Source organism: Vibrio xiamenensis, assembly GCF_900100015.1.
GTDB classification, from domain to species: domain Bacteria; phylum Pseudomonadota; class Gammaproteobacteria; order Enterobacterales; family Vibrionaceae; genus Vibrio; species Vibrio xiamenensis.
In genome coordinates, this window is the sequence record NZ_FNDD01000030.1 from 36,588 (window position 1) to 54,166 (window position 17,579).

Sequence of the window (17,579 nt, forward strand, 5' to 3'; positions counted from 1 at the left end):
TACCCAGTGGGTAACATTGCTGCACCGTCTAAAAAAGTTACCCAGTGGGTAACATTGCCGTACCATCTAAAAAAGTTACCCAGTGGGTAACATTGCTGCATCGTCAAAATAGTTACCCAATGGGTAACTTTTACTCCAATTGCGATATGAGAAGAAAAGCAGTGCCGCTCTATTTGATTACCGCAGCATATAAAAGCAGTCTTCGATTCGATTTAATTCTGGGGTTAACTACCTGCAGGATAAATTATGAAATTAAAACTGATAGCTATCGCATTAGCTGCATCACTAAGCGGATGTGCTGTATTTGATAACAGCGAAGTGGTGGAACCAGATAGCAATTTCCGTGTGGAGAAAGGATCACTTCGACAGCAAACCTTACTATTAGCTGATTATCTAGGTCTAGAAACTATCTACTACCATCACTCAATTGCTAGAGAAGAAGACTACGAATTACGTTCTTCAAAACTAATCACGAGTGCAAAACAGAACAAGCAAACCGCGTTAATCAATTTATATGCGAATACGCCATATATCCCATTGGTCGTGGGTAATGAAGTTACCATTTACCCAACCACCACCAGTACGATGCTTAGTAACCGAGCTGCGTCATATGATGTGTATTTCCCGGCGAAACAAGTAATGGCAAACAATGGGACAAATAACAAATTAGAACTTGAACCAAAATCTGTCACAACCAAAGTTGCCGCCGCGAAGGTGGATACTGCTATTAAGACAACAAACAAAGAAGCCGTAGGTTCGAAATCAGCTACTAGCAATTCAACTTCGAGCACAAAGAATCTGACCGTAAAGCAGCAGTTTGATGAAGTGATGGCTCTAACAGCTAGCAAACTTGGCGATGTTGATACACCAACCAGTTCAACAAAGCAGACAGTTTTGGCTAAGGGATCAGAGCCCAAGAAAATCACGAGCCTGAGAACTCTAAATAAAACTGGTACCGAAGCTTCTCTGCCAAAATCATCATCAACCAATACGAATAAATTGAGCGAAGGCAATCAAGAATTAGTAAATCAAACAGGGAAGCCGACAGCAAAAGCACTTAGTCCAAAGACAGTCGAAACCAAGCAAGCAAAATCATTTACTGCTTATAAAGGGCAAACCCTAAGGGATGTGTTTTCGCACTGGTTGCAAAAATTTGAAGTTGAGTCTGTGCACTACGATGTGAGCCAGCAACTGGCAACGCGCTTCAACCAGCCACTATCACAAAACATTTCCATTACCGCTTTAAATGAGCAAGAACTACTGCGCAAAGTAAATGATGTAATCACAGATGAAAGTCTTGGCTATTCATTTAAAGCAAGACTTGTACGAAAGGGTAAACAGTCTTCTGTAATCATCCACCAGTATCCATTTGATGAAGTCGAACTATTCAAAATTAAAGTCGGAACATTAAAAGATAACGCTTATGAACTGGCCAAACACTACGGGTACGCTCCGATTGAGGCTGAAGAAAAATATGCGGAATACTCATCCTGGGCGGTAAACATCAATCCAATCTCAGTTGTAGAAACAGAATTAGTCGTTGGTCCATACCCTCGAATTGCATTCTCGCGGCTATTTAAAAACTACAACGTGATGGCACAAATCCAAGAATCAAACAAAACCATCTACTTCGTACCTAAGAATTCAGGGCTCGCTAATAATGGAAAATAAGAAACTTTTGAAATATCTAACTTTGTCTATTGCAGCGGCGTCGATTAGCGGTTGTGGATGGAATGGTTACTTACAGCATGAAGAAAGAACTGAGTTACAAAAGGCAGAGATTGATCGTATCAGTGCGTTGATGATGAGTACGGATGGGGCGATGTTTGTCGATGAACCACCGTTGTTATTCAAACCTAAAGAAGTTGATAACCGACCAGCATGGTTGATCAGACCAAATATCAATTTGAATATGGGTAGTAGCAAGCTGCCACTAAGTCAGCTTATGGCGGACCTTCGAAGCTTTGTGAATATTCATCCTATATACGGCGATGTGGACCACAATACACCGATCCACGTAAACGCTGAAAATGCATCACTAGTGGATGTATTGGATTCAATCTCGGCTCAGCTCGATATCGCCTATAAAATCGATGATAAGCAAGTGATCTGGAGTAAGTACGATAGCCAGATTTTCCCATTAGAAACACTTATTGGTGATATGAAATTCGGAATGGGCTCTAGCTCTGGTGATTCTGAAGTTGAGCTAACCGATGGTGATAGTGGCGACTCTGACACAAGTGATTCAATCACTAGCTTACTGGAAGATTACGCAATGATCTCAGGTGAGTCATTGGAGCATCTGACAAGCATTGAAAAATCCATAGGGCAAATTATCTCTGGTGACGTAAATGCTTCTGTTATTGCCAGTAAAGCCTCTGCGAGTTTGGTCGTGCGAGCGAGACCGTCTGCGTTAAAGCAGGTGCGTAATTACGTTGAAGCCGAAAACAAATCTCTGACCAAACAAGCATTACTGATGGTCAAGATCATTTCATTCGAGTCCTACCACAGCAATGGCAGCGGTATTAATTGGGACCTAGTTAAGAGTGCAACTCAGGGCTCAATCAACATGACAAGTTCTGGCGGCGTTAGCGTAACAGACGGTTCCTATTTCCGCTTTGCACCGACTTTTGGTGGCTTAGATGGAAGTGCGGTACTGGTGAATGCTTTGGAACAACAGGGCAAAGTGAGTGTTTCAAATAGCATACCTGTAACCGCTATGAATAACCGGCCAACACGATTCCAATACATTGATTCCGTGGGTTATGTATCGAACGTAGAAACAGAAACGGATGCGGATACAGATATCACTACGCAAAGCCTTGAAAAAGGTGTCGCCGAATCTGGTTACTCTATGTATACGTTATCGCGAATCTTAGATGACAAGATCATCCTTCAAATCTCTTCAGAGCTATCAAATCTCACTGACTTCGAGACGACGACAGTTCAAGGTATTCAGACGAAAACGCCAGAATATGCAAAATCAATATTCTCTCAACCTAACGTCATTAAGAACGGCGAAACACTTGTCGTCAATGCCTACCAATATAAGAAGAGTTCAGCCGGTGATGAGAAGAATTTCGGCAATAAATGGTTTGGTAATAACAGCGGTGAAACTAAAACAGTGGACACGATTGTACTGATCACCCCAACAATCTTGTAACGGTGGACTATGAATACAACCCGTATTTCGAAAGAACTAACGCGTGATCTAGTCACCACAAAATTGGAGATGCTTAAAGGGGTAGAAGAAGAGCACTGCCGCTTTTTCATCATCGGTGACTCAGTAACGCTTTGTGCGCATAAGCAGCCAATTCTGATGGTTGCTGAGATGGTTCAGTCGCAACTTAAACCAATCTTTGGTCATAAGGGTTACCTGTATATCGAATGCATCGATGGTACGAATGGACTCACTTACGAACTGCTTGAAGTACAAGACGACACAGTTCTAACGCATATAACGTTGACGAGTGAAGGGGATCTGTTTCGCGATTTAACTGCGCGATTAAGCGATTATGAAGGCTGCATCATCTCAGATTCAACGTGCATACCGATAATTGAAGATGTGCAAAACCTGTTAGATGAGCAACCAGATAGTAGCCATCTATTTTTGTTAGTTGAATACAACGGAAAGTTAATCGCGAAACCATCTACTGAAGCATCAAAGGATTTCCGTCTTCAAAACAGAAACCAGATTCTCAATGAATTAAGAACCATATCTCTTAAAGATAAGGCTCTCAAATTTATTGTTGTTCTCGGCTTTTCGGCAATGTCCTTATTTGCCGTTGAGTTCTTCAGGCCTGTTGAGGTGGTTTACAAAAAGGTATTCCAGAACGTCAACGAAGCGTATGAAAGTCATCATCGTGGTAAACCCTTTGCTCTCGTACTGCATGATTCTTTGAGACTTGTTGGAGAGATAGAAGAGGTGGAAGGGATTGAATGGTCCACAGTGAAATTAGAACGCGGCGAGCTATACGGCACATTCACAAATGTTGCTGGTGTTTCTATGGGTTACGTGAAAAGTAAGCTCGATGTAATCGAAGGGGCTGACTACAAGTTTGGTGCTGTACCAACGGTTTCGCTCACTAAGGAAACCGATCCTGAAGCATATATTGAGTACCACAAGGGCGTATATATGGACGCAAGAGAAGTGTTCTTTGCTTTCACTGCGGCCTTGAGCAATTTCGAAAACAGTCAAGCTACTATCAGTAACCTGAGCGAAGGGGCTGACGTTACAGCCATCATTGGCGGGGTAAAGGTTGATGGGCTGACACTCGAAGAGGTGCAGGATCTAATCACTTTAACAAACAGGGCGCCAATCTACGCAAACTCACTCTCTATTACTCATGGCGATAAGGGATTATTCAATCTCAATGCGTCATACAAAATCGTAGGAAAACTAAAAAATGACTAATACAAAAAGTGTTAACCAATTTCGACTGATATTAATGGTTATTGTCCTTATTGCAGTCGCAGCCGTGGCGTCTATGCGTAGTGGTTTACTTGATAATTTCTCTTACTTTAAGCCTAAGGTGCAAACCGCCAAAGACGTATACCGAACTGCGCCGCCGAAAGAAATCAGTATCCCTGAAGAGATGAATGAAGTCGCGAATGCTGTGTATGCATCTAATGGTAAGTTCGCAAAACTAGCGTCCCTAAGAAAAGAAACTTCGCTTAAAGGCGATATCCTTGAGCATGCCAGTCGTGCGGGTATTACAGTCAATTTTGATGAAGAAGTGAAGGACACTAATGTTATTGCAGTTAACAACCGTTCTCCGCAACAAAGATCGCCTGAACAAGTCAGAACACTGCCGCAATTTCCTCGTCCAGATTTTAGCAAGACAGTAGACGAAGATGACCTAAATGAAAATGTTACAGTGTCACGAAATATTGTTATAAAAAATGCGCCTGTAGCGGTTTCGTTACCGGAGCCAACTTCCCGATTAAGTGAAGTCACATTCGGGTACCGCTTCTCCCTTGATAGTAATCAGATTGTAGTTCTGAAGATCGGTGACAGCTACTGGAACACGAACGATGAACATGAATTTGATGATCTAAAAATTGATTCTATTGGCAATGAAAGTGTTTGTGTCGTGGATACCTTGGGTGAAAGCAAATGCCTAGGCTACAGAGGGTAGGGTATGACGGAACAAAAAATATTCCAACTGCACGAGTTAAAACTTCTGGCCGATCGTTTGAAGTATGTATTGGTTGAAGAACGAAATGAGATTGGTGCGCTTACTTCGAAGAAAGAACTCATTGAGTTCATGTTCGAGAATAAGGATATCGTAATCAACCAAGTTGGTATGATTTATACGTGCGATCCATTTTCTCGCTCTCGTAATGAAGCGGTGACGCTGATTAAAAAATCTTTGGATGCCAATGCAGAAGTATTCTTAACACCTTATGCGGTGGTTCATGAAGTACATGATGGTGAACTGCTTTTTCAGAGAGAAGCATCGTTACTTGCGGAAGATGAGTCTGCGGCGTCGAAGGCTGAAACGACACTGAATGAAATATTAGAAACCGCCGTCCGCCGCGGGGCATCGGATTTACACTTGATGCTCAGCCATGAAGGGATGAGGCTAGAGCTCCGTGAAGATGGCTTTCTGATCCCTAACTCTGATTTCTCTTTAAACTATAAAGATGCCTTGAGTGTTACAAACATCATTTACAAGCATGCTCGGGCATCCATCAAAACGTTCAACATCAAGTCGATAATGAATGGCGCTTTCTTTGCCCACGTTCTAAAAGATGAGTACCGCTTTCGTGTGTCCTGGCAACCGTTGACGCTTGGTATCGAGACAAAGAATCAGGCTTATGGTGAATCAGTTATCCGTGTATTAAAGCCACGTAACGCCAAACCCCTTGAAATTCACCAATTGAACTTCCCGCCATCTTTGATCGAAAGATTGCGTTTAAAGATGCGTCTGAAAGCGGGGGGGATTTTGATTGGCGGCCCTACTGGTTCAGGTAAATCGGATACGGCACACGCGCTACTCGATTTGGTCGGAGAAGGACGAAAGATTACCTGTTTGGAAGATCCAGTGGAGACGGTCAATAGGCGTTTTCGCCAAGTTGAAGTCATTCCGTCTGATGAAGAATTCAATATGGGCGCGAACTTGAAAAACCAGTTACGCCAGGATGACGATGTTGTTTTGGTTGGTGAGATCCGTGATAACGCAACGGCGAGTACCGCTTGTCAGATTGCGATGAACGGCCACTTACTATTGGCAACAATCCATATTGATAATGCTATGGATGCGTATAACTACTTGGTTAAGTTCTTGGGTTTAAGCCCAATTCAGGTAGCAAGTGACTCGTTTGCGACTGTGTGGATGTGTCAACGCTTGGCGAGCGTTAGTTGCCCACATTGTTCGATACCATTTAGTGATGAGCCTGATAGTGACCGTAAACAAATTGCGTCTGCGGCAATGCGAGTTGGTGGGTATAGCACCGAGGGGGTTCGTTTCCGAAATGTTGATGGTTGCCCTGAATGTAATGCAAAAGGGGCGCCGGGTATCAAAGGGCGTATCCCTGTAATGGAAGTGATTGAAATCGATTCATTTGGCAAGGAATGTATTCTTAGCGGTGATCTGACTGCTTGGAAGAAACACTTAGTCAGTAATGGGTGGAAGTCGCTTGCTGACCATGCACGATTGCTTGTTGCTAATGGTGTTATTTCACCGGAAGTTGCATTTGAGCAAGTAGGGGATATCTCGACGACGAATTCTGGGTATGTGGCCAAGTACGAAGACCTATTCAAAGGTGATAATTCAGGTGGCTACTATGACCGATTTAAGCAGTTAGGTGAGGTGCCAGTTGTTTGATCAGATCTTTGATAATTTTCAGAGCTTACGAAGCAGTAACGCGGCCAAAAAGAACCGCTTTAAGCGCGACGAAGAAATTCGGGTACTTGAAGACTGGAATTCGCTCGCTGAAATAGGGCAGAAAACGATAGATATAGCACGGGACCTCAAAAATAACCCATCTGTTCGAGTCTCCAATTTCTGGAATCGAGTATGGGTACTTGAGAACGAAGGTTTGCCGTTAACACCATGCTTTGAAGAATTCTTCAGCCCGACGACCGCGCATTTGCTTGGTGTTGCGAATGACAATGGCACAATTTACGAAGCGACTAAAATACTATCTCAGCCAGAAAACGTCAGCCAAGGGTTTGTGAAGGCGTTTTTCACCAAGAATCTTATGATGATACTGTATTTGGTTTCTTGTTTGGCGATTGGCGCGGCAAAATATCCATCGTTCGCGGGGTTATATGAAGATGCTAATGGGCGTATCGATGACTGGGTGTTTATTGCTAAGGCCGGGTATTACATTTCTTCATTTCTTTATCACTACGGCTTAGTGATTGTATGTATTGCTCTTGTGTTGATATACATACTGCATACCAGCATATCGAATTGGATAGGGGTTAAGCGAAACAAAATGTCTCACCGGCTATCGGTATATAAAACCGTGCGCTATATAGAGTCGGCCAACCTATTTCGTATGCTTGCGTTGCTACGAAAAATTGGGGTACCGATAATTGACTCGTTAAGTTTCGCGCAAGGCTCAAAGGATAAGTATACAGTGAGTCTGGTCAAACCGCTTTATGAAGGTGTTTCGCGGGGTGATGACTTATACACGGTGATCACTGCTGACGGTTTACTCGATGCTGAAGAAAACTCGATTGTCGCAGCCATCCTGCAGCGAGCTCCCGGGCAAGATGTAGAGCTATTTGAAAAGACTGCTGGGCGCATTCAAGTACGCTATCGACGAATAATGGACAAGATGGCACTGCAGTTTAAAGTGTTTGGGTGGACGTTGATATGTATTATCGTCGCTGCAGCCGGGGTAGGGGATATGTTGGCGAAGATCGCGTTGGTAAATTCTGCCATGTGATACAGGGGCAGCATACAGGATACCTAATTGCACTATGGTTGTTATGTTCATGATAAACATTCAAAATTACTAACGTATCGGGGTTTTTAATTTGGAAATTGATGTAAATGCTGTGACTTTGATAGCTGGTGGAATTGGTGCTACTGGCTCAATTGCAGGAGCAATCGCTGGTGCTTTACTCGGTATTAAATTAAGTAATACCAAGCCAGATATTGATGTGTTTGTTGACCATAAAGCTTGGATGTACTATCCATCTCGAGGGTTCGCAATGTATTAACCAGTCACGGTAATTAATGAAGGTTCTAAGTCAGGGACAATAAAAGATTTCGAAGTTACTCTAACTTCACCAACAAAGCAGAGTTGGAATCTAAAGTTCAGCGACTTTGGTATTGATACCAGTGATGATTCAAGTGCTTCTTGGGGAAAAGGGAAAGATGCTCGTCCAATTCTTTGTCATGGAAAGTCCGGTAATCAATACATATTGAGACTTGAAAACTTCGACTTAATGAGTTGTGGTAGATCTGATGTGGAAATAGTTGCTGGTAAATATGAAATCACTCTTGATGTTTTAGATCGAAAAGGCAAAACATTCATATCGAAGACTTATACTTTAACTGTCGGGAGTGAAGCCAAAGGTCAATTGACCTTATGCCGGAATGATCCCCAAAGACTTACAAGCTTTTATTTTGGTATATCGGAGTGCGCGGACTGAGCATAGCCTAACAAACGACTATGGCGTCAATAGCTAATTTTTAGCTATGTTTTCATCCCACATGACGCCATCTCTTAGCATCGAATTTAGGATAACTACCATCTTTCGCACACATGCAATGATAGCGACTTTTTTAGGTTTCCCTGCTTCAACAAGCCGAGAATAGGTCGCCTTAAAAACGGGATTACATTGCATGGCTGACATCATCGCCATGTATAAGACGGTTCGTACTTGAGCCCGTCCTCCTTGGATAACCCGCTTACCTTTGTAGCGCCCACTTTCTCGAGTAATTGGTGCGACACCTATGAGTGAAGCTGCTTGCTTGTTGGTAATGTAACCGAGTTCAGGTACGTTGCTAATTATCGATGCCGCAGCGATGTTTCCTATGCCGGGCACACTTTGCAAGATAGTATTTTTAGATTGATACTCAGGACTATCTTCAATGAGCTTTACGAGTTTTTCTTCTAGCTTTGTGATTTGATTTTTCATTGCTGTAAGCATTGGTTTGATGGTCGAATGTAGCGTCTTGGGTAGTATTTGCATTCGGTTTTTCTCCATCGTTTGCATTGATAGAAGTTGATTTCGTCGAATGACTAAGTCACTCATTAAACGTATGTTTTTCGCTTTAATGATAGTGAGTTCCGGCTTAATGGCCTCACCATAGTGAGCAATTAGCTCAGCGTCTAATCGGTCATTTTTGGCTCTCCGTCCAATCGCGCCGGCAAAGCGTTTGATATGAACAGGGTTTGCTCGAACGATTGGTAATTTGGCTTCAACACAAGCTAAAACAAACGGCATTTCTAATCGACCTGTCGCTTCGATAACGATACGCTGCGGATTGTGTTTTTTGATGGTAGTTAAGGCTTGTTTGATACCCTTGTCGTTGTTTGGCACGGTAAAAAAGAGATCGAGTGGACGGATGTAAATGTCGAGCTGTGATTTACCTGTATCAACACCGATATTAATGTTTTGAAGTGTGTTTGTATTCATAATAAGCTAACTCTTGCTTGCGAAATGCGGGTTCGAGACCCAGTCGACTATTCGAGGTTTATGCTTGGAGTCCTATGGGGCGTTCATGTTTGTTATCGGTCTCTCGACAGAGGAGCCATCGTTTAATCGAACTGCCACATAGAAAGCTTTAGTTGCCGCTAAAGCCTGGGTCTCACTTTCCCCTTTTGGCTTGGTCATTATCCATACAAGCGTTTAAGAGCGATTCCGCAACGCGTGCCAGTTTCGCTTCGCTTACAGTATGGCACGCATCACGTCACGCCTTAACGCGGCGTTATACAAAATGGAGAAATCAGACCATGGAAAAGGTTGATTGGCATAAAAATGATATTGATGACGGTACAGTCATTACAGATAGTTACAAGACAACTCAAAACGTTCGTCGTTATTTTAAATCCAAATTTGGTGAGCAATTTAAATTCGACCGAGATTTCATGCAATGGATGAAAAATTCGGTGGGTTTAACAATGGGTGATGCTTCTCAAGAGTGGATTAGGCGTCAAGATTCAAAGTAAGTCACGCGAAATTTTGTATAACAAACTGTTCAAGCAGATTCGGCACGCGTGGCATTTTTGGTTTGCAGTGACTTTTGTGTTTACGGAGCAGTGCAGAGGCTTTTGTATTGCGTGCCTCACTACTTAACAGGGCGTTAGCACTATTAGTTTAACTCTCATTTTTAGGAAATAGCGTGGAATTTAATGAAAAACTTCTAATAAAACCGAACATCGAGCCTTTTGATTCAAATACACAACGTATCAGAAGGAATTTGCTTGTAGCATCAATATTAGGTTTGGTCATGGTTACTGGCTCAGCAACGTTTAATGGGCAACACGTCGGTTTTTTGGGAGTAAAACTTGAAGATATAAAAATAGAAAACTTTTATTATTTTTTATTGGCGACTTTAGGTTACTTTTTAATTCATTTTTTCTGGTCAATTTTTGACGATTTTAAAGCAAATAAAAATAGATTAACAGGTCTAAAAGCCCCAACTGCTATGTATGCAAGTTACGCTGGCGATGAGCATATATTTGAACCTAATGTTTCAAATGATTTAGATTCAACGCTACTTTCTTGGTGGTCATGTCAACGTGAAGTTACGATCGAGATAGAAAAATATATAGGTAGCAAGCAGGGAGAACCAAACGAAAATAACTCACTAAATAACATTAATAGATTATTAGAAGACATTAATAAAAAATCAGGCTATATAGAAAGTGCTTTGGTTCGATTTGAGCGAGGTTTTTGGTATTATCAAAAAAGTCAATTAGTGCGTTGGTTTTTGCTTGATGTTGGTGTCCCAATGCTTTTAGGGATATTATCCTTTGGGCTTATTTTGTGCGAAGTTTTGGTTAAGTGTACGTCATAGTGCTAACAAAGCGTTTAAGAGCGATTCCGCAACGCGTGCCAGTTTCGCTTCGCTCACATTATGGCACGCATTACGTCACGCCTTAACGCGGCGTTATGTTCCCGGAGAAATAGATGAAGTGTCCTATTTGTAATAGTGTAATGGAAAGCATTGATGTTGCTCCGTGCTGGGACTGTGGTCATTCAAGAAGGGAGCTGGAAGAGCTTCACAATGATGAGCATGAGTACTTTATATATAAAATATTTGGTACTGAAATTGTGCTTTGTGATTTTTGCGATGCGGATTTTGACTCTTATTATCCTGAATATTTTGGTTTGCCTGAGGGGTTGCCTCAAAGCTATCCATTCTCTTCACAAAGAACCTTATTAACAGATCCTAAAGTACAGTTAGATTATTATTGTTCAGGATGCCAGCATAGGTTGAAGTTCTTGAACTTTTTAAAAGAAGTCAGGATAAAAAACAGTACAACATAACAAACTGTTCAAGCAGATTCGGCACGCGTGGCATTTTTGGTTTGCGGTTAGTTTTGTGATTACGGAGTAGTGCAGAAGCATTTGTATAGAGTGCCTCACTACTTAACAGGGCGTTATGTGCTAGAGATGCTCGACGTAAACAAATAGTATGAATAAGATCTCATAATCTAATACTTTTAGTTACTATTATTTCAGTTCCTAAGAATGACCTTAGGTGTTAGCTAAAAGGAATTTATCATGAGAACACTCGTTGTTTTATTGGTCACATTATTTGTAAGCCAGGCTGCTTTGGCTCACGGCGGTGGCTGTCGAAAGAGTTCACCTCAAGGCCAGTGTTGCCATATGGACAATAAAGCTGGGTCAGTGCATTGTCATTAATTGGCAATCGCACATAACAAACTGTTCAAGCAGATTCGGCACGCATGGCATTCTTGGTTTGAGGTGGACTTTGTGCTTACGGCGCAATCCAGAAGCTAATGTATTGCGTGCCTCACTACTTAACAGGGCGTTATAGCGCATCAAGCCATTCAGTAAAAGGAAGCAATAATGGAAAATAAGGAGCTCATCCAACAGCGCTTGATTGAGCAAGGAGTACCAAGAGATTTAGCAAAGTTCAATACCAATTTATTGTCAAAGCGAATGCTATCAGCTGAAAAACCTTTAGTTTTCCTATCGCCACCGAAGGTATTTGTAGTACAGAGTCTAATAAATGGATTAGTGTGGGGGTTTCTCATGTGGATTATGCTTTGGCATAGTGCCCCAGAAAATTGGGTCATTGATATTATTACAATGATAGGATTTGGTAGTTTTATAGGAGGTTGTTGGTATTACCGCATCTCAAAATATCAAAAAAAATTATGCAATATAAGTTGGACTGAATGGTGTAGAACAAATATAGATTCTGCACCATAACAAACAATTTAAGCAGATTCGCAACGCGTGGCAGTTTTGATTTACAGTGAGTTTTGTGTTTAAGGCGCAATGCGGTCGTTTTTGTATTGCGTTGCTCACTACTTAATTGGGCGTTAGTTGCATTTAGGAGTTTATGAACGATAACGATAGAACAAGTAAGCTAAGAAAAATGGCTACGATTTATCTGCTTTGTTTGTTGTTGCCCTTTGTATCATCTGCTTTTACAGGTAAGGATAATGGGCGCGCGCTGTTATTTATTGTCTGGCCGTTGGTATCACTTTGGTACTTCCTAGCCTACAGAAAAGTAGCAAATACTTACGAATGCTCAATCGCAAAACACTTAGCATTCAGTAAAGGTGGTGGTGGGACTTTTCACGGAGTTTTGTATAGCTTGTCATCATTTATAATATTCGTGTTGGTCGCGTTTCCTATCTACGAAATGTTTACGCAGTAGCAACTAACAAGGCGTTCAAGAGCGATTCCGCAATGCGTGCCAGTTTCGCTTCGCTCACAGTATGGCACTCATCACGTCACGCCTTAACGCGGCGTTATATGCCTAGGAGGTTTAATGGCGAAAAATCGTAGTAGAAGATTAAGAAAGAAATTATTTAGCGGGGAATTTACAGTATATGGCTTTGAAGTTACTTGTCGAATAACGGAACAAGGTGAAATCAATTATGACCAATTTATCGATGAATTTATAGATCTTGTCGAAGGTCAAAATTTAATTTTTGGCGGCGGAGCTAATCACGGGAAGTTTGATTGTTTTGTGATGTCTGATGGTCGTTATGACTCTCCAACAGATAAAGAGCGCTTGGTTATTGAAAATTGGTTGTCAAATAATTCCATCTTCTCAGAAGTCAAAGTTGGTGAATTAGTCGACGCGAACAACGGCATATAACAAACTGTTCAAGCAGATTCGGCACGCGTGGCATTTTTGGTTTGCAGTGAGTTTTGTGTTTACGGAGTAGTGCAGAAGCTTTTGTATAGCGTGCCTCACTACTTAACAGGGCGTTAGTGCCTCAGGAGAAATGCCTATGCCAAATCTCTTTTCAGAAATTCCGGAGAATATTTCCGAAGAAATTTTCGAGGATATTATTTCAACAGAAGGAGTTCGGATTGAACGTATTCTTTCTCATGGTCAAAGTTCTCCCGAAACGGGTTGGTATGACCAAGCTGAAAATGAATGGGTAATCGTACTTAAAGGACAAGGCGTTATTGAGTTCAAAACTGGTCAAATTGTCACGTTGTCAAAAGGCGATTACGTTAATATTAAAGCTGGCGAAAAACATCGGGTCATAAGTACTTCATCGCAAGAAGTCACAGTTTGGCTTGCTGTTTTCTACAAATAAGTACCGGCACATAACAAAGCGTTCAAGAGCGATTCCGCAACGCGTGCCAGTTTCGCTTCGCTCACAGCATGGCACGCATTACGTCACGCCTTAGCGCGGCGTTATGAGTATTTGGAAGCATTGAATGACAGAAAAAGAAAACAATAATTGGCTGTCCTTAGTCGGAATGATATCTGAACTTAAGAAATGTGATGAATTAGGGGTAGTTACAGCATCAATTGCTATGGGTTTTATCGCAATTGATACTATGGCTAGCTTAGCTCGCGAGGAAAATAAACCCAGAGCAACACGCTCCGATTTCCATGAGTGGGTTAACCGCTATCTCAAAGGTGACCCAGAGCAATTGTACCAGTATCGTGGTAAAGATGTTTATGCTGCAAGGTGCGCATTTTTGCATTCGTATAGCTCTGATGCGGAACTGCATGAAAAAGACCCTGATATCATAAAGTATGTCTACCATGATGGTGGTCGACATACTTATAACCCAACTATTGATGCAAATTTGGTTGTCATTGCAACAAGGTCATTTGTATATGACATCATATGTGCAGCGAATGATTTTATGGATGAGTGCGCTAGGGACATAAAACTAAGGGCTAGAGTTGAAAGTCGCTTAGACTCTATTTTGCAAACCGAGCCATATCCCCAATAAAATACTCATAACAAACAATTTAAGCAGATTCCCAACACATGGCATTTTTCATTCCATCGTTGGGTTTTGTGTTTAAGGTGATATGGTCAGGTTCAGTGGTGGCGTTGCTCACTACTTAATTGGGCGTTAGCCGTCATGGAGCTTGCTATACTCAAAGTGATAGAATAGTATCACTTTAGTATTCCTTTGGAGCAGCTCTCATGAAAGTAGAACTAGTTACATCACTTAAGCGTCAAGCAACTAAGATCCTCGCCGATCTCCACGACACTAAAGAACCAGTGTTAATTACCGAGCATGGTAAGCCATCCGCGTATCTAGTTGATGTTGATGATTACGAGTTTATGCAAAATCGTTTGGCTATTCTTGAGGGTGTCGCACGAGGTGAACGCGCGCTAGCTGACGGTAAAGTGGTAAGTCATTATGAAGCCAAGGACAAAATGTCAAAATGGCTGAAATAATCTGGACTGAGCCAGCGTTATCTGACCTCAATGACATCGCTGAATACATCGCACTTGAAAATATTGTTGCGGCAAAGCAGCTAGTACAAACGATCTTCTCCAAAGTCGAACGCCTACAAACTTTCCCAGAGTCAGGTCGTATTCCACCCGAACTAGAACATTTAAGTTATCGTGAAGTTGTCGTTAATCCATGCCGTGTTTTCTATAAGCAAGACGGCGACAAGGTGTTTATTCTGTTTGTTATGCGTGCTGAGAGAGATTTACGCAAGTTCTTGTTGAGTAAGCAATAACCGTTGGGAATGAGCGCTTAGTATCAAGTTTGAAGTGCGACACTTTCTACAGATGCGCATAAATATACTCCGTTGGTGTCCTATACCCAAGTCTTTTGCGTGGGCGCGTATTTAATTTGTGTGCAATTTCATTGCAGAGCTTCTGTGTTACGTGTGACATAGAAGTTCGTTTTGGTAAGTATTGTCGTATCAAACCATTGGTGTTTTCATTGGTGCCTCGCTCCCATGAGTGGTATGGATTTGCAAAGTAAAACAGACAGTTATGATGTTTTTCTAGTTGCGCATAACCATGAAATTCAGTGCCGTTATCCGCCGTTATCGTCTTAAAAGGTAAGTCAGAGCGGGTCATGATTTTGCTCATTCTTACGTTGAGCGACTCGCTTGTTCTATCGTCCATTTGCCCAATAAAAGTGTAGCCAGTCATTCTGTCGACTAAAGTCACGATACAGTGCTTGGTTCCGCGGCCAACGACGGTATCAATTTCCCAGTGACCAGGCTCTTTTCGATGCTCAGCTTTTGCAGGTCTTTCGGTAATATGACGCTTTGCTGCCAGCCGACCTCGGCTGTCTTTTGAGTTATACCTTTTGCGCCTTTTCTTAGTGGATTGGCGTAGGTGTTTCCATAGGGTTCCACCGAGAGCTTTGTCATTCCAAATATGCTGATAAATGAGCTCGTGGCTCATTGTTGGATAGCCTCTTACTCTTAGATATCCGACGATTTGGTCAGGGCTCCAATCCAGTCGTAGCAAGGCTTCAGGTAACCTGAAGTCGATTTCGCTGTAACGCTTATTTCTGCGCGAGCGGCTCAGCCTGTTGCGAGCCATTTGTTGGGCTCTCCACGCCTGATAAGAGTACCTTTTAAAGTGTCTGTTGTATCGGGAATTGCGTTCAATTTCTCGATAGATAGTCGCTTTGTGACGACCCAGTTGTTTAGCTATTTTAGCGGTACTAATTCCTTGCTTTCTGAGCGCAGAAATCATATACCTTTCGTCCTCAGTGAGGTGCGTGTATTTCATGTTTTTTACTTCTTGGCGGGAGCAAACTTCATGATTATCGCATCTCACTGTTTTTATGTTCAGAGGTGTCGCACTTCGTACTTGAATCCAAGGCGGCTAACAAACTGTTTAAGAGTGATTCGCAACGCGTGGCATTTTTACTATGCGTTGGTTTAAGTGATTAAGGTGGTTTGCGGCAGCATCGGTTGAATCGCCACTACTTCAGTAGACGACTTTTAGCCTCATTATGTTCTGACTAGTTTAATGTACATCTTTGAGATTTAACCTTATTAGCAAGATCTACTGTAATGCCGCCTAACTAAGTACTCACACTGTTAAATATCCAAGCTGGGTTAGTTATCGTCCACAACGATCACTAACCTTTTCTATTTTGGATACTTTTAATGAAAACAAATCAACTCACTTTAAAGCGAAAACGTAAACAAGGCGGTTTCACGTTAGTCGAAATCCTGATTGTGGTTGCGATTATCGGTGTCTTGGGTATCGCTGCAACGTCGGGTAGTGGTAGTGCTGATAAAAGCTCTAAAGTCACAACCCAAGTTGCACTGAGTAACCAAGTCGTCGCTGCAATGGCTGACTACAAACAGGTTTACCTGAACTACCGAAACGCAACCATTGAACGCTTGTGTGAAAAAACTTCACTATCAACCACTATCTGTGGTCCTGATGGCGATGGTGTTGGCACAAATATCTATGGTGGCGACTACATCATCACACAGGTTTCAGGAAACCCTGGCGCTTATACCCTTGAAATCACAAACCTTGCAGAAGATGCGGATATGTATGCCGACCGTTACGCTCGTTACACAGCTGACGCGTGTACTGAAGGTCTAGATGGCTGTTCTACCATCACTGTCGGTGCAGACTCTGTAACTTCAACGCACAAGTAACGCTATGAAGAGACAGAAAGGTTTTACGTTACTGGAAGTTATGTGGGGAATCGCAATCTTATCGGTAATCGTAGGAGCAATCAGTCTCGGGATCAGAGATTCAAGCGATAAATCGAGGGCTAAATATAGCTCTCGATTTGTTTTAACCGAACTTAACCGAGCACTTGATGATTACTACGGTTTGAAGATAAGTGGTTCTGATGATGCTTGCTTGGATTTGGATGTTTCATTTGATGACTTGGTACACAGTAAATTTTTAGATGCCGATTTACTGGAAAATTCAAAAATCGAATCGGTCGATCTCAAATATCTCAAGCGCACTATTGAGCCCAAGTACATAACGAGTAAACAGATCGAGTTTGAATTCACGGACGAACCGGCGACAACCAACTTTGCTGCTAAGGCGCCAATCGCTTATTCCTCTTTGAAAGGCCGTGAACTCACTTACATCCAAACCATTCTTCAAGACCGTCATTTGTCCCCAGTCGCGGGAATGTATAAAGCATCACCGTATGGCTGTTGGGAGCAGGCATTCTAATTAAGGAGGCG

The 17,579-nt window shown here is 42.1% G+C and carries 21 protein-coding genes; 19 read left to right on the plus strand and 2 right to left on the minus strand.

Translation table 11 applies throughout. The annotated features are described in order from the left end of the window. Window positions 1-246: 246 nt before the first annotated feature. The 7 genes from BLS03_RS19715 (at window position 247) to BLS03_RS19745 (ending at window position 8,179) form a co-directional block, all read left to right on the plus strand. Window positions 247-1,671, plus strand: coding sequence for a hypothetical protein (locus BLS03_RS19715; RefSeq protein ID WP_093278095.1), 1,425 nt, complete (start codon window positions 247-249; stop codon window positions 1,669-1,671). Continuing rightward, entirely contained in the window at window positions 1,661-3,163 is a 1,503-nt protein-coding gene (locus BLS03_RS19720; protein ID WP_093278097.1) for a type II secretion system protein GspD, read from the plus strand. Before BLS03_RS19715 ends, BLS03_RS19720 begins: the two co-directional genes overlap by 11 nt. Before the next feature lie 9 nt (window positions 3,164-3,172). Further along, a complete protein-coding gene (locus BLS03_RS19725; RefSeq protein ID WP_093278099.1) occupies window positions 3,173-4,414 on the plus strand; it encodes a hypothetical protein in 1,242 nt (413 codons plus the stop codon). Then, a complete protein-coding gene (locus BLS03_RS19730; protein WP_093278101.1) occupies window positions 4,407-5,138 on the plus strand; it encodes a hypothetical protein in 732 nt (243 codons plus the stop codon). Before BLS03_RS19725 ends, BLS03_RS19730 begins: the two co-directional genes overlap by 8 nt. A 3-nt stretch (window positions 5,139-5,141) precedes the next feature. Beyond that, window positions 5,142-6,830, plus strand: a complete 1,689-nt coding sequence (locus tag BLS03_RS19735; RefSeq protein WP_093278103.1) for a GspE/PulE family protein — start codon at window positions 5,142-5,144, stop codon at window positions 6,828-6,830. After that, window positions 6,823-7,902, plus strand: coding sequence for a type II secretion system F family protein (locus tag BLS03_RS19740; RefSeq protein WP_093278104.1), 1,080 nt, complete (start codon window positions 6,823-6,825; stop codon window positions 7,900-7,902). The genes BLS03_RS19735 and BLS03_RS19740 overlap by 8 nt, the downstream gene beginning before the upstream one ends. Window positions 7,903-7,993: 91 nt before the next feature. Then, complete coding sequence (locus tag BLS03_RS19745; RefSeq protein WP_093278106.1) at window positions 7,994-8,179, plus strand: hypothetical protein; 186 nt, start codon at window positions 7,994-7,996, stop codon at window positions 8,177-8,179. A gap of 468 nt (window positions 8,180-8,647) precedes the next feature. On the opposite strand, the gene BLS03_RS25830 is transcribed toward BLS03_RS19745, so the two are convergent. Continuing rightward, the gene (locus BLS03_RS25830; protein WP_218122024.1) at window positions 8,648-9,604 is read right to left on the minus strand and encodes an IS110 family RNA-guided transposase; all 957 of its coding nucleotides are present in this window, start codon (window positions 9,602-9,604) and stop codon (window positions 8,648-8,650) included. A gap of 317 nt (window positions 9,605-9,921) precedes the next feature. Here BLS03_RS25830 and BLS03_RS19755 point away from each other — a divergent pair, with 317 nt between their 5' ends. The 10 genes from BLS03_RS19755 (at window position 9,922) to BLS03_RS19805 (ending at window position 15,125) form a co-directional block, all read left to right on the plus strand. After that, entirely contained in the window at window positions 9,922-10,137 is a 216-nt protein-coding gene (locus tag BLS03_RS19755) for a DUF6434 domain-containing protein (RefSeq protein ID WP_039476350.1), read from the plus strand. Between the two features lie 173 nt (window positions 10,138-10,310). Beyond that, window positions 10,311-10,988: a hypothetical protein gene (locus BLS03_RS19765; RefSeq protein ID WP_093278110.1), complete on the plus strand. Its 678-nt coding sequence runs from the start codon at window positions 10,311-10,313 to the stop codon at window positions 10,986-10,988. A gap of 113 nt (window positions 10,989-11,101) precedes the next feature. Next, on the plus strand, window positions 11,102-11,461 hold the full coding sequence (locus BLS03_RS25480) for a hypothetical protein (RefSeq protein WP_143015662.1): 360 nt from the start codon (window positions 11,102-11,104) through the stop codon (window positions 11,459-11,461). Window positions 11,462-12,007: 546 nt separating this feature from the next. Continuing rightward, window positions 12,008-12,373, plus strand: a complete 366-nt coding sequence (locus BLS03_RS19775) for a DUF6404 family protein (RefSeq protein ID WP_093278114.1) — start codon at window positions 12,008-12,010, stop codon at window positions 12,371-12,373. Between the two features lie 133 nt (window positions 12,374-12,506). Then, window positions 12,507-12,827 carry a hypothetical protein gene (locus BLS03_RS19780; protein ID WP_093278116.1) on the plus strand — a complete coding sequence of 107 codons (321 nt, stop codon included), beginning with the start codon at window positions 12,507-12,509 and terminating at the stop codon, window positions 12,825-12,827. 114 nt (window positions 12,828-12,941) lie between these two features. Continuing rightward, on the plus strand, window positions 12,942-13,274 hold the full coding sequence (locus BLS03_RS19785; protein WP_093278118.1) for a YggL 50S ribosome-binding family protein: 333 nt from the start codon (window positions 12,942-12,944) through the stop codon (window positions 13,272-13,274). Window positions 13,275-13,410: 136 nt separating this feature from the next. Beyond that, window positions 13,411-13,725, plus strand: coding sequence for a cupin domain-containing protein (locus BLS03_RS19790; RefSeq protein WP_093278120.1), 315 nt, complete (start codon window positions 13,411-13,413; stop codon window positions 13,723-13,725). A gap of 124 nt (window positions 13,726-13,849) precedes the next feature. Next, window positions 13,850-14,377 (plus strand): hypothetical protein, encoded by a 528-nt coding sequence (locus BLS03_RS19795; RefSeq protein ID WP_093278122.1) that lies wholly within the window; start codon window positions 13,850-13,852, stop codon window positions 14,375-14,377. Window positions 14,378-14,577: 200 nt separating this feature from the next. Then, on the plus strand, window positions 14,578-14,835 hold the full coding sequence (locus tag BLS03_RS19800; RefSeq protein WP_093278123.1) for a type II toxin-antitoxin system Phd/YefM family antitoxin: 258 nt from the start codon (window positions 14,578-14,580) through the stop codon (window positions 14,833-14,835). After that, window positions 14,823-15,125 carry a type II toxin-antitoxin system RelE/ParE family toxin gene (locus BLS03_RS19805; protein ID WP_025548916.1) on the plus strand — a complete coding sequence of 101 codons (303 nt, stop codon included), beginning with the start codon at window positions 14,823-14,825 and terminating at the stop codon, window positions 15,123-15,125. The genes BLS03_RS19800 and BLS03_RS19805 overlap by 13 nt, the downstream gene beginning before the upstream one ends. A 46-nt stretch (window positions 15,126-15,171) precedes the next feature. Here the strand turns inward: BLS03_RS19805 and BLS03_RS19810 are convergent, their stop codons facing one another. After that, window positions 15,172-16,140: an IS30-like element ISVa6 family transposase gene (locus BLS03_RS19810; RefSeq protein ID WP_093278125.1), complete on the minus strand. Its 969-nt coding sequence runs from the start codon at window positions 16,138-16,140 to the stop codon at window positions 15,172-15,174. Window positions 16,141-16,523: 383 nt separating this feature from the next. Between BLS03_RS19810 and BLS03_RS19820 the strand changes: the two genes are divergently transcribed. After that, window positions 16,524-17,030: a type II secretion system protein gene (locus tag BLS03_RS19820; protein ID WP_093278129.1), complete on the plus strand. Its 507-nt coding sequence runs from the start codon at window positions 16,524-16,526 to the stop codon at window positions 17,028-17,030. A 4-nt stretch (window positions 17,031-17,034) separates the two neighbouring features. Then, window positions 17,035-17,568 carry a type II secretion system protein gene (locus BLS03_RS19825; protein WP_093278131.1) on the plus strand — a complete coding sequence of 178 codons (534 nt, stop codon included), beginning with the start codon at window positions 17,035-17,037 and terminating at the stop codon, window positions 17,566-17,568. The last annotated feature ends 11 nt before the right edge of the window (window positions 17,569-17,579 follow it).

What these genes read in the sequence shown, in the direction of transcription:
- BLS03_RS19715 (WP_093278095.1), top strand. Translation starts at nt 247, where the DNA reads ATGAAATTAAAACTGATAGCTATCGCATTAGCTGCATCACTAAGCGGA.
- BLS03_RS19720 (WP_093278097.1), top strand. Translation starts at nt 1,661, where the DNA reads ATGGAAAATAAGAAACTTTTGAAATATCTAACTTTGTCTATTGCAGCG.
- BLS03_RS19725 (WP_093278099.1), top strand. Translation starts at nt 3,173, where the DNA reads ATGAATACAACCCGTATTTCGAAAGAACTAACGCGTGATCTAGTCACC.
- BLS03_RS19730 (WP_093278101.1), top strand. Translation starts at nt 4,407, where the DNA reads ATGACTAATACAAAAAGTGTTAACCAATTTCGACTGATATTAATGGTT.
- BLS03_RS19735 (WP_093278103.1), top strand. Translation starts at nt 5,142, where the DNA reads ATGACGGAACAAAAAATATTCCAACTGCACGAGTTAAAACTTCTGGCC.
- BLS03_RS25830 (WP_218122024.1), bottom strand. Translation starts at nt 9,604, where the DNA reads ATGAATACAAACACACTTCAAAACATTAATATCGGTGTTGATACAGGT.
- BLS03_RS19755 (WP_039476350.1), top strand. Translation starts at nt 9,922, where the DNA reads ATGGAAAAGGTTGATTGGCATAAAAATGATATTGATGACGGTACAGTC.
- BLS03_RS25480 (WP_143015662.1), top strand. Translation starts at nt 11,102, where the DNA reads ATGAAGTGTCCTATTTGTAATAGTGTAATGGAAAGCATTGATGTTGCT.
- BLS03_RS19775 (WP_093278114.1), top strand. Translation starts at nt 12,008, where the DNA reads ATGGAAAATAAGGAGCTCATCCAACAGCGCTTGATTGAGCAAGGAGTA.
- BLS03_RS19780 (WP_093278116.1), top strand. Translation starts at nt 12,507, where the DNA reads ATGAACGATAACGATAGAACAAGTAAGCTAAGAAAAATGGCTACGATT.
- BLS03_RS19785 (WP_093278118.1), top strand. Translation starts at nt 12,942, where the DNA reads ATGGCGAAAAATCGTAGTAGAAGATTAAGAAAGAAATTATTTAGCGGG.
- BLS03_RS19790 (WP_093278120.1), top strand. Translation starts at nt 13,411, where the DNA reads ATGCCAAATCTCTTTTCAGAAATTCCGGAGAATATTTCCGAAGAAATT.
- BLS03_RS19795 (WP_093278122.1), top strand. Translation starts at nt 13,850, where the DNA reads ATGACAGAAAAAGAAAACAATAATTGGCTGTCCTTAGTCGGAATGATA.
- BLS03_RS19800 (WP_093278123.1), top strand. Translation starts at nt 14,578, where the DNA reads ATGAAAGTAGAACTAGTTACATCACTTAAGCGTCAAGCAACTAAGATC.
- BLS03_RS19805 (WP_025548916.1), top strand. Translation starts at nt 14,823, where the DNA reads ATGGCTGAAATAATCTGGACTGAGCCAGCGTTATCTGACCTCAATGAC.
- BLS03_RS19810 (WP_093278125.1), bottom strand. Translation starts at nt 16,140, where the DNA reads ATGAAATACACGCACCTCACTGAGGACGAAAGGTATATGATTTCTGCG.
- BLS03_RS19820 (WP_093278129.1), top strand. Translation starts at nt 16,524, where the DNA reads ATGAAAACAAATCAACTCACTTTAAAGCGAAAACGTAAACAAGGCGGT.
- BLS03_RS19825 (WP_093278131.1), top strand. Translation starts at nt 17,035, where the DNA reads ATGAAGAGACAGAAAGGTTTTACGTTACTGGAAGTTATGTGGGGAATC.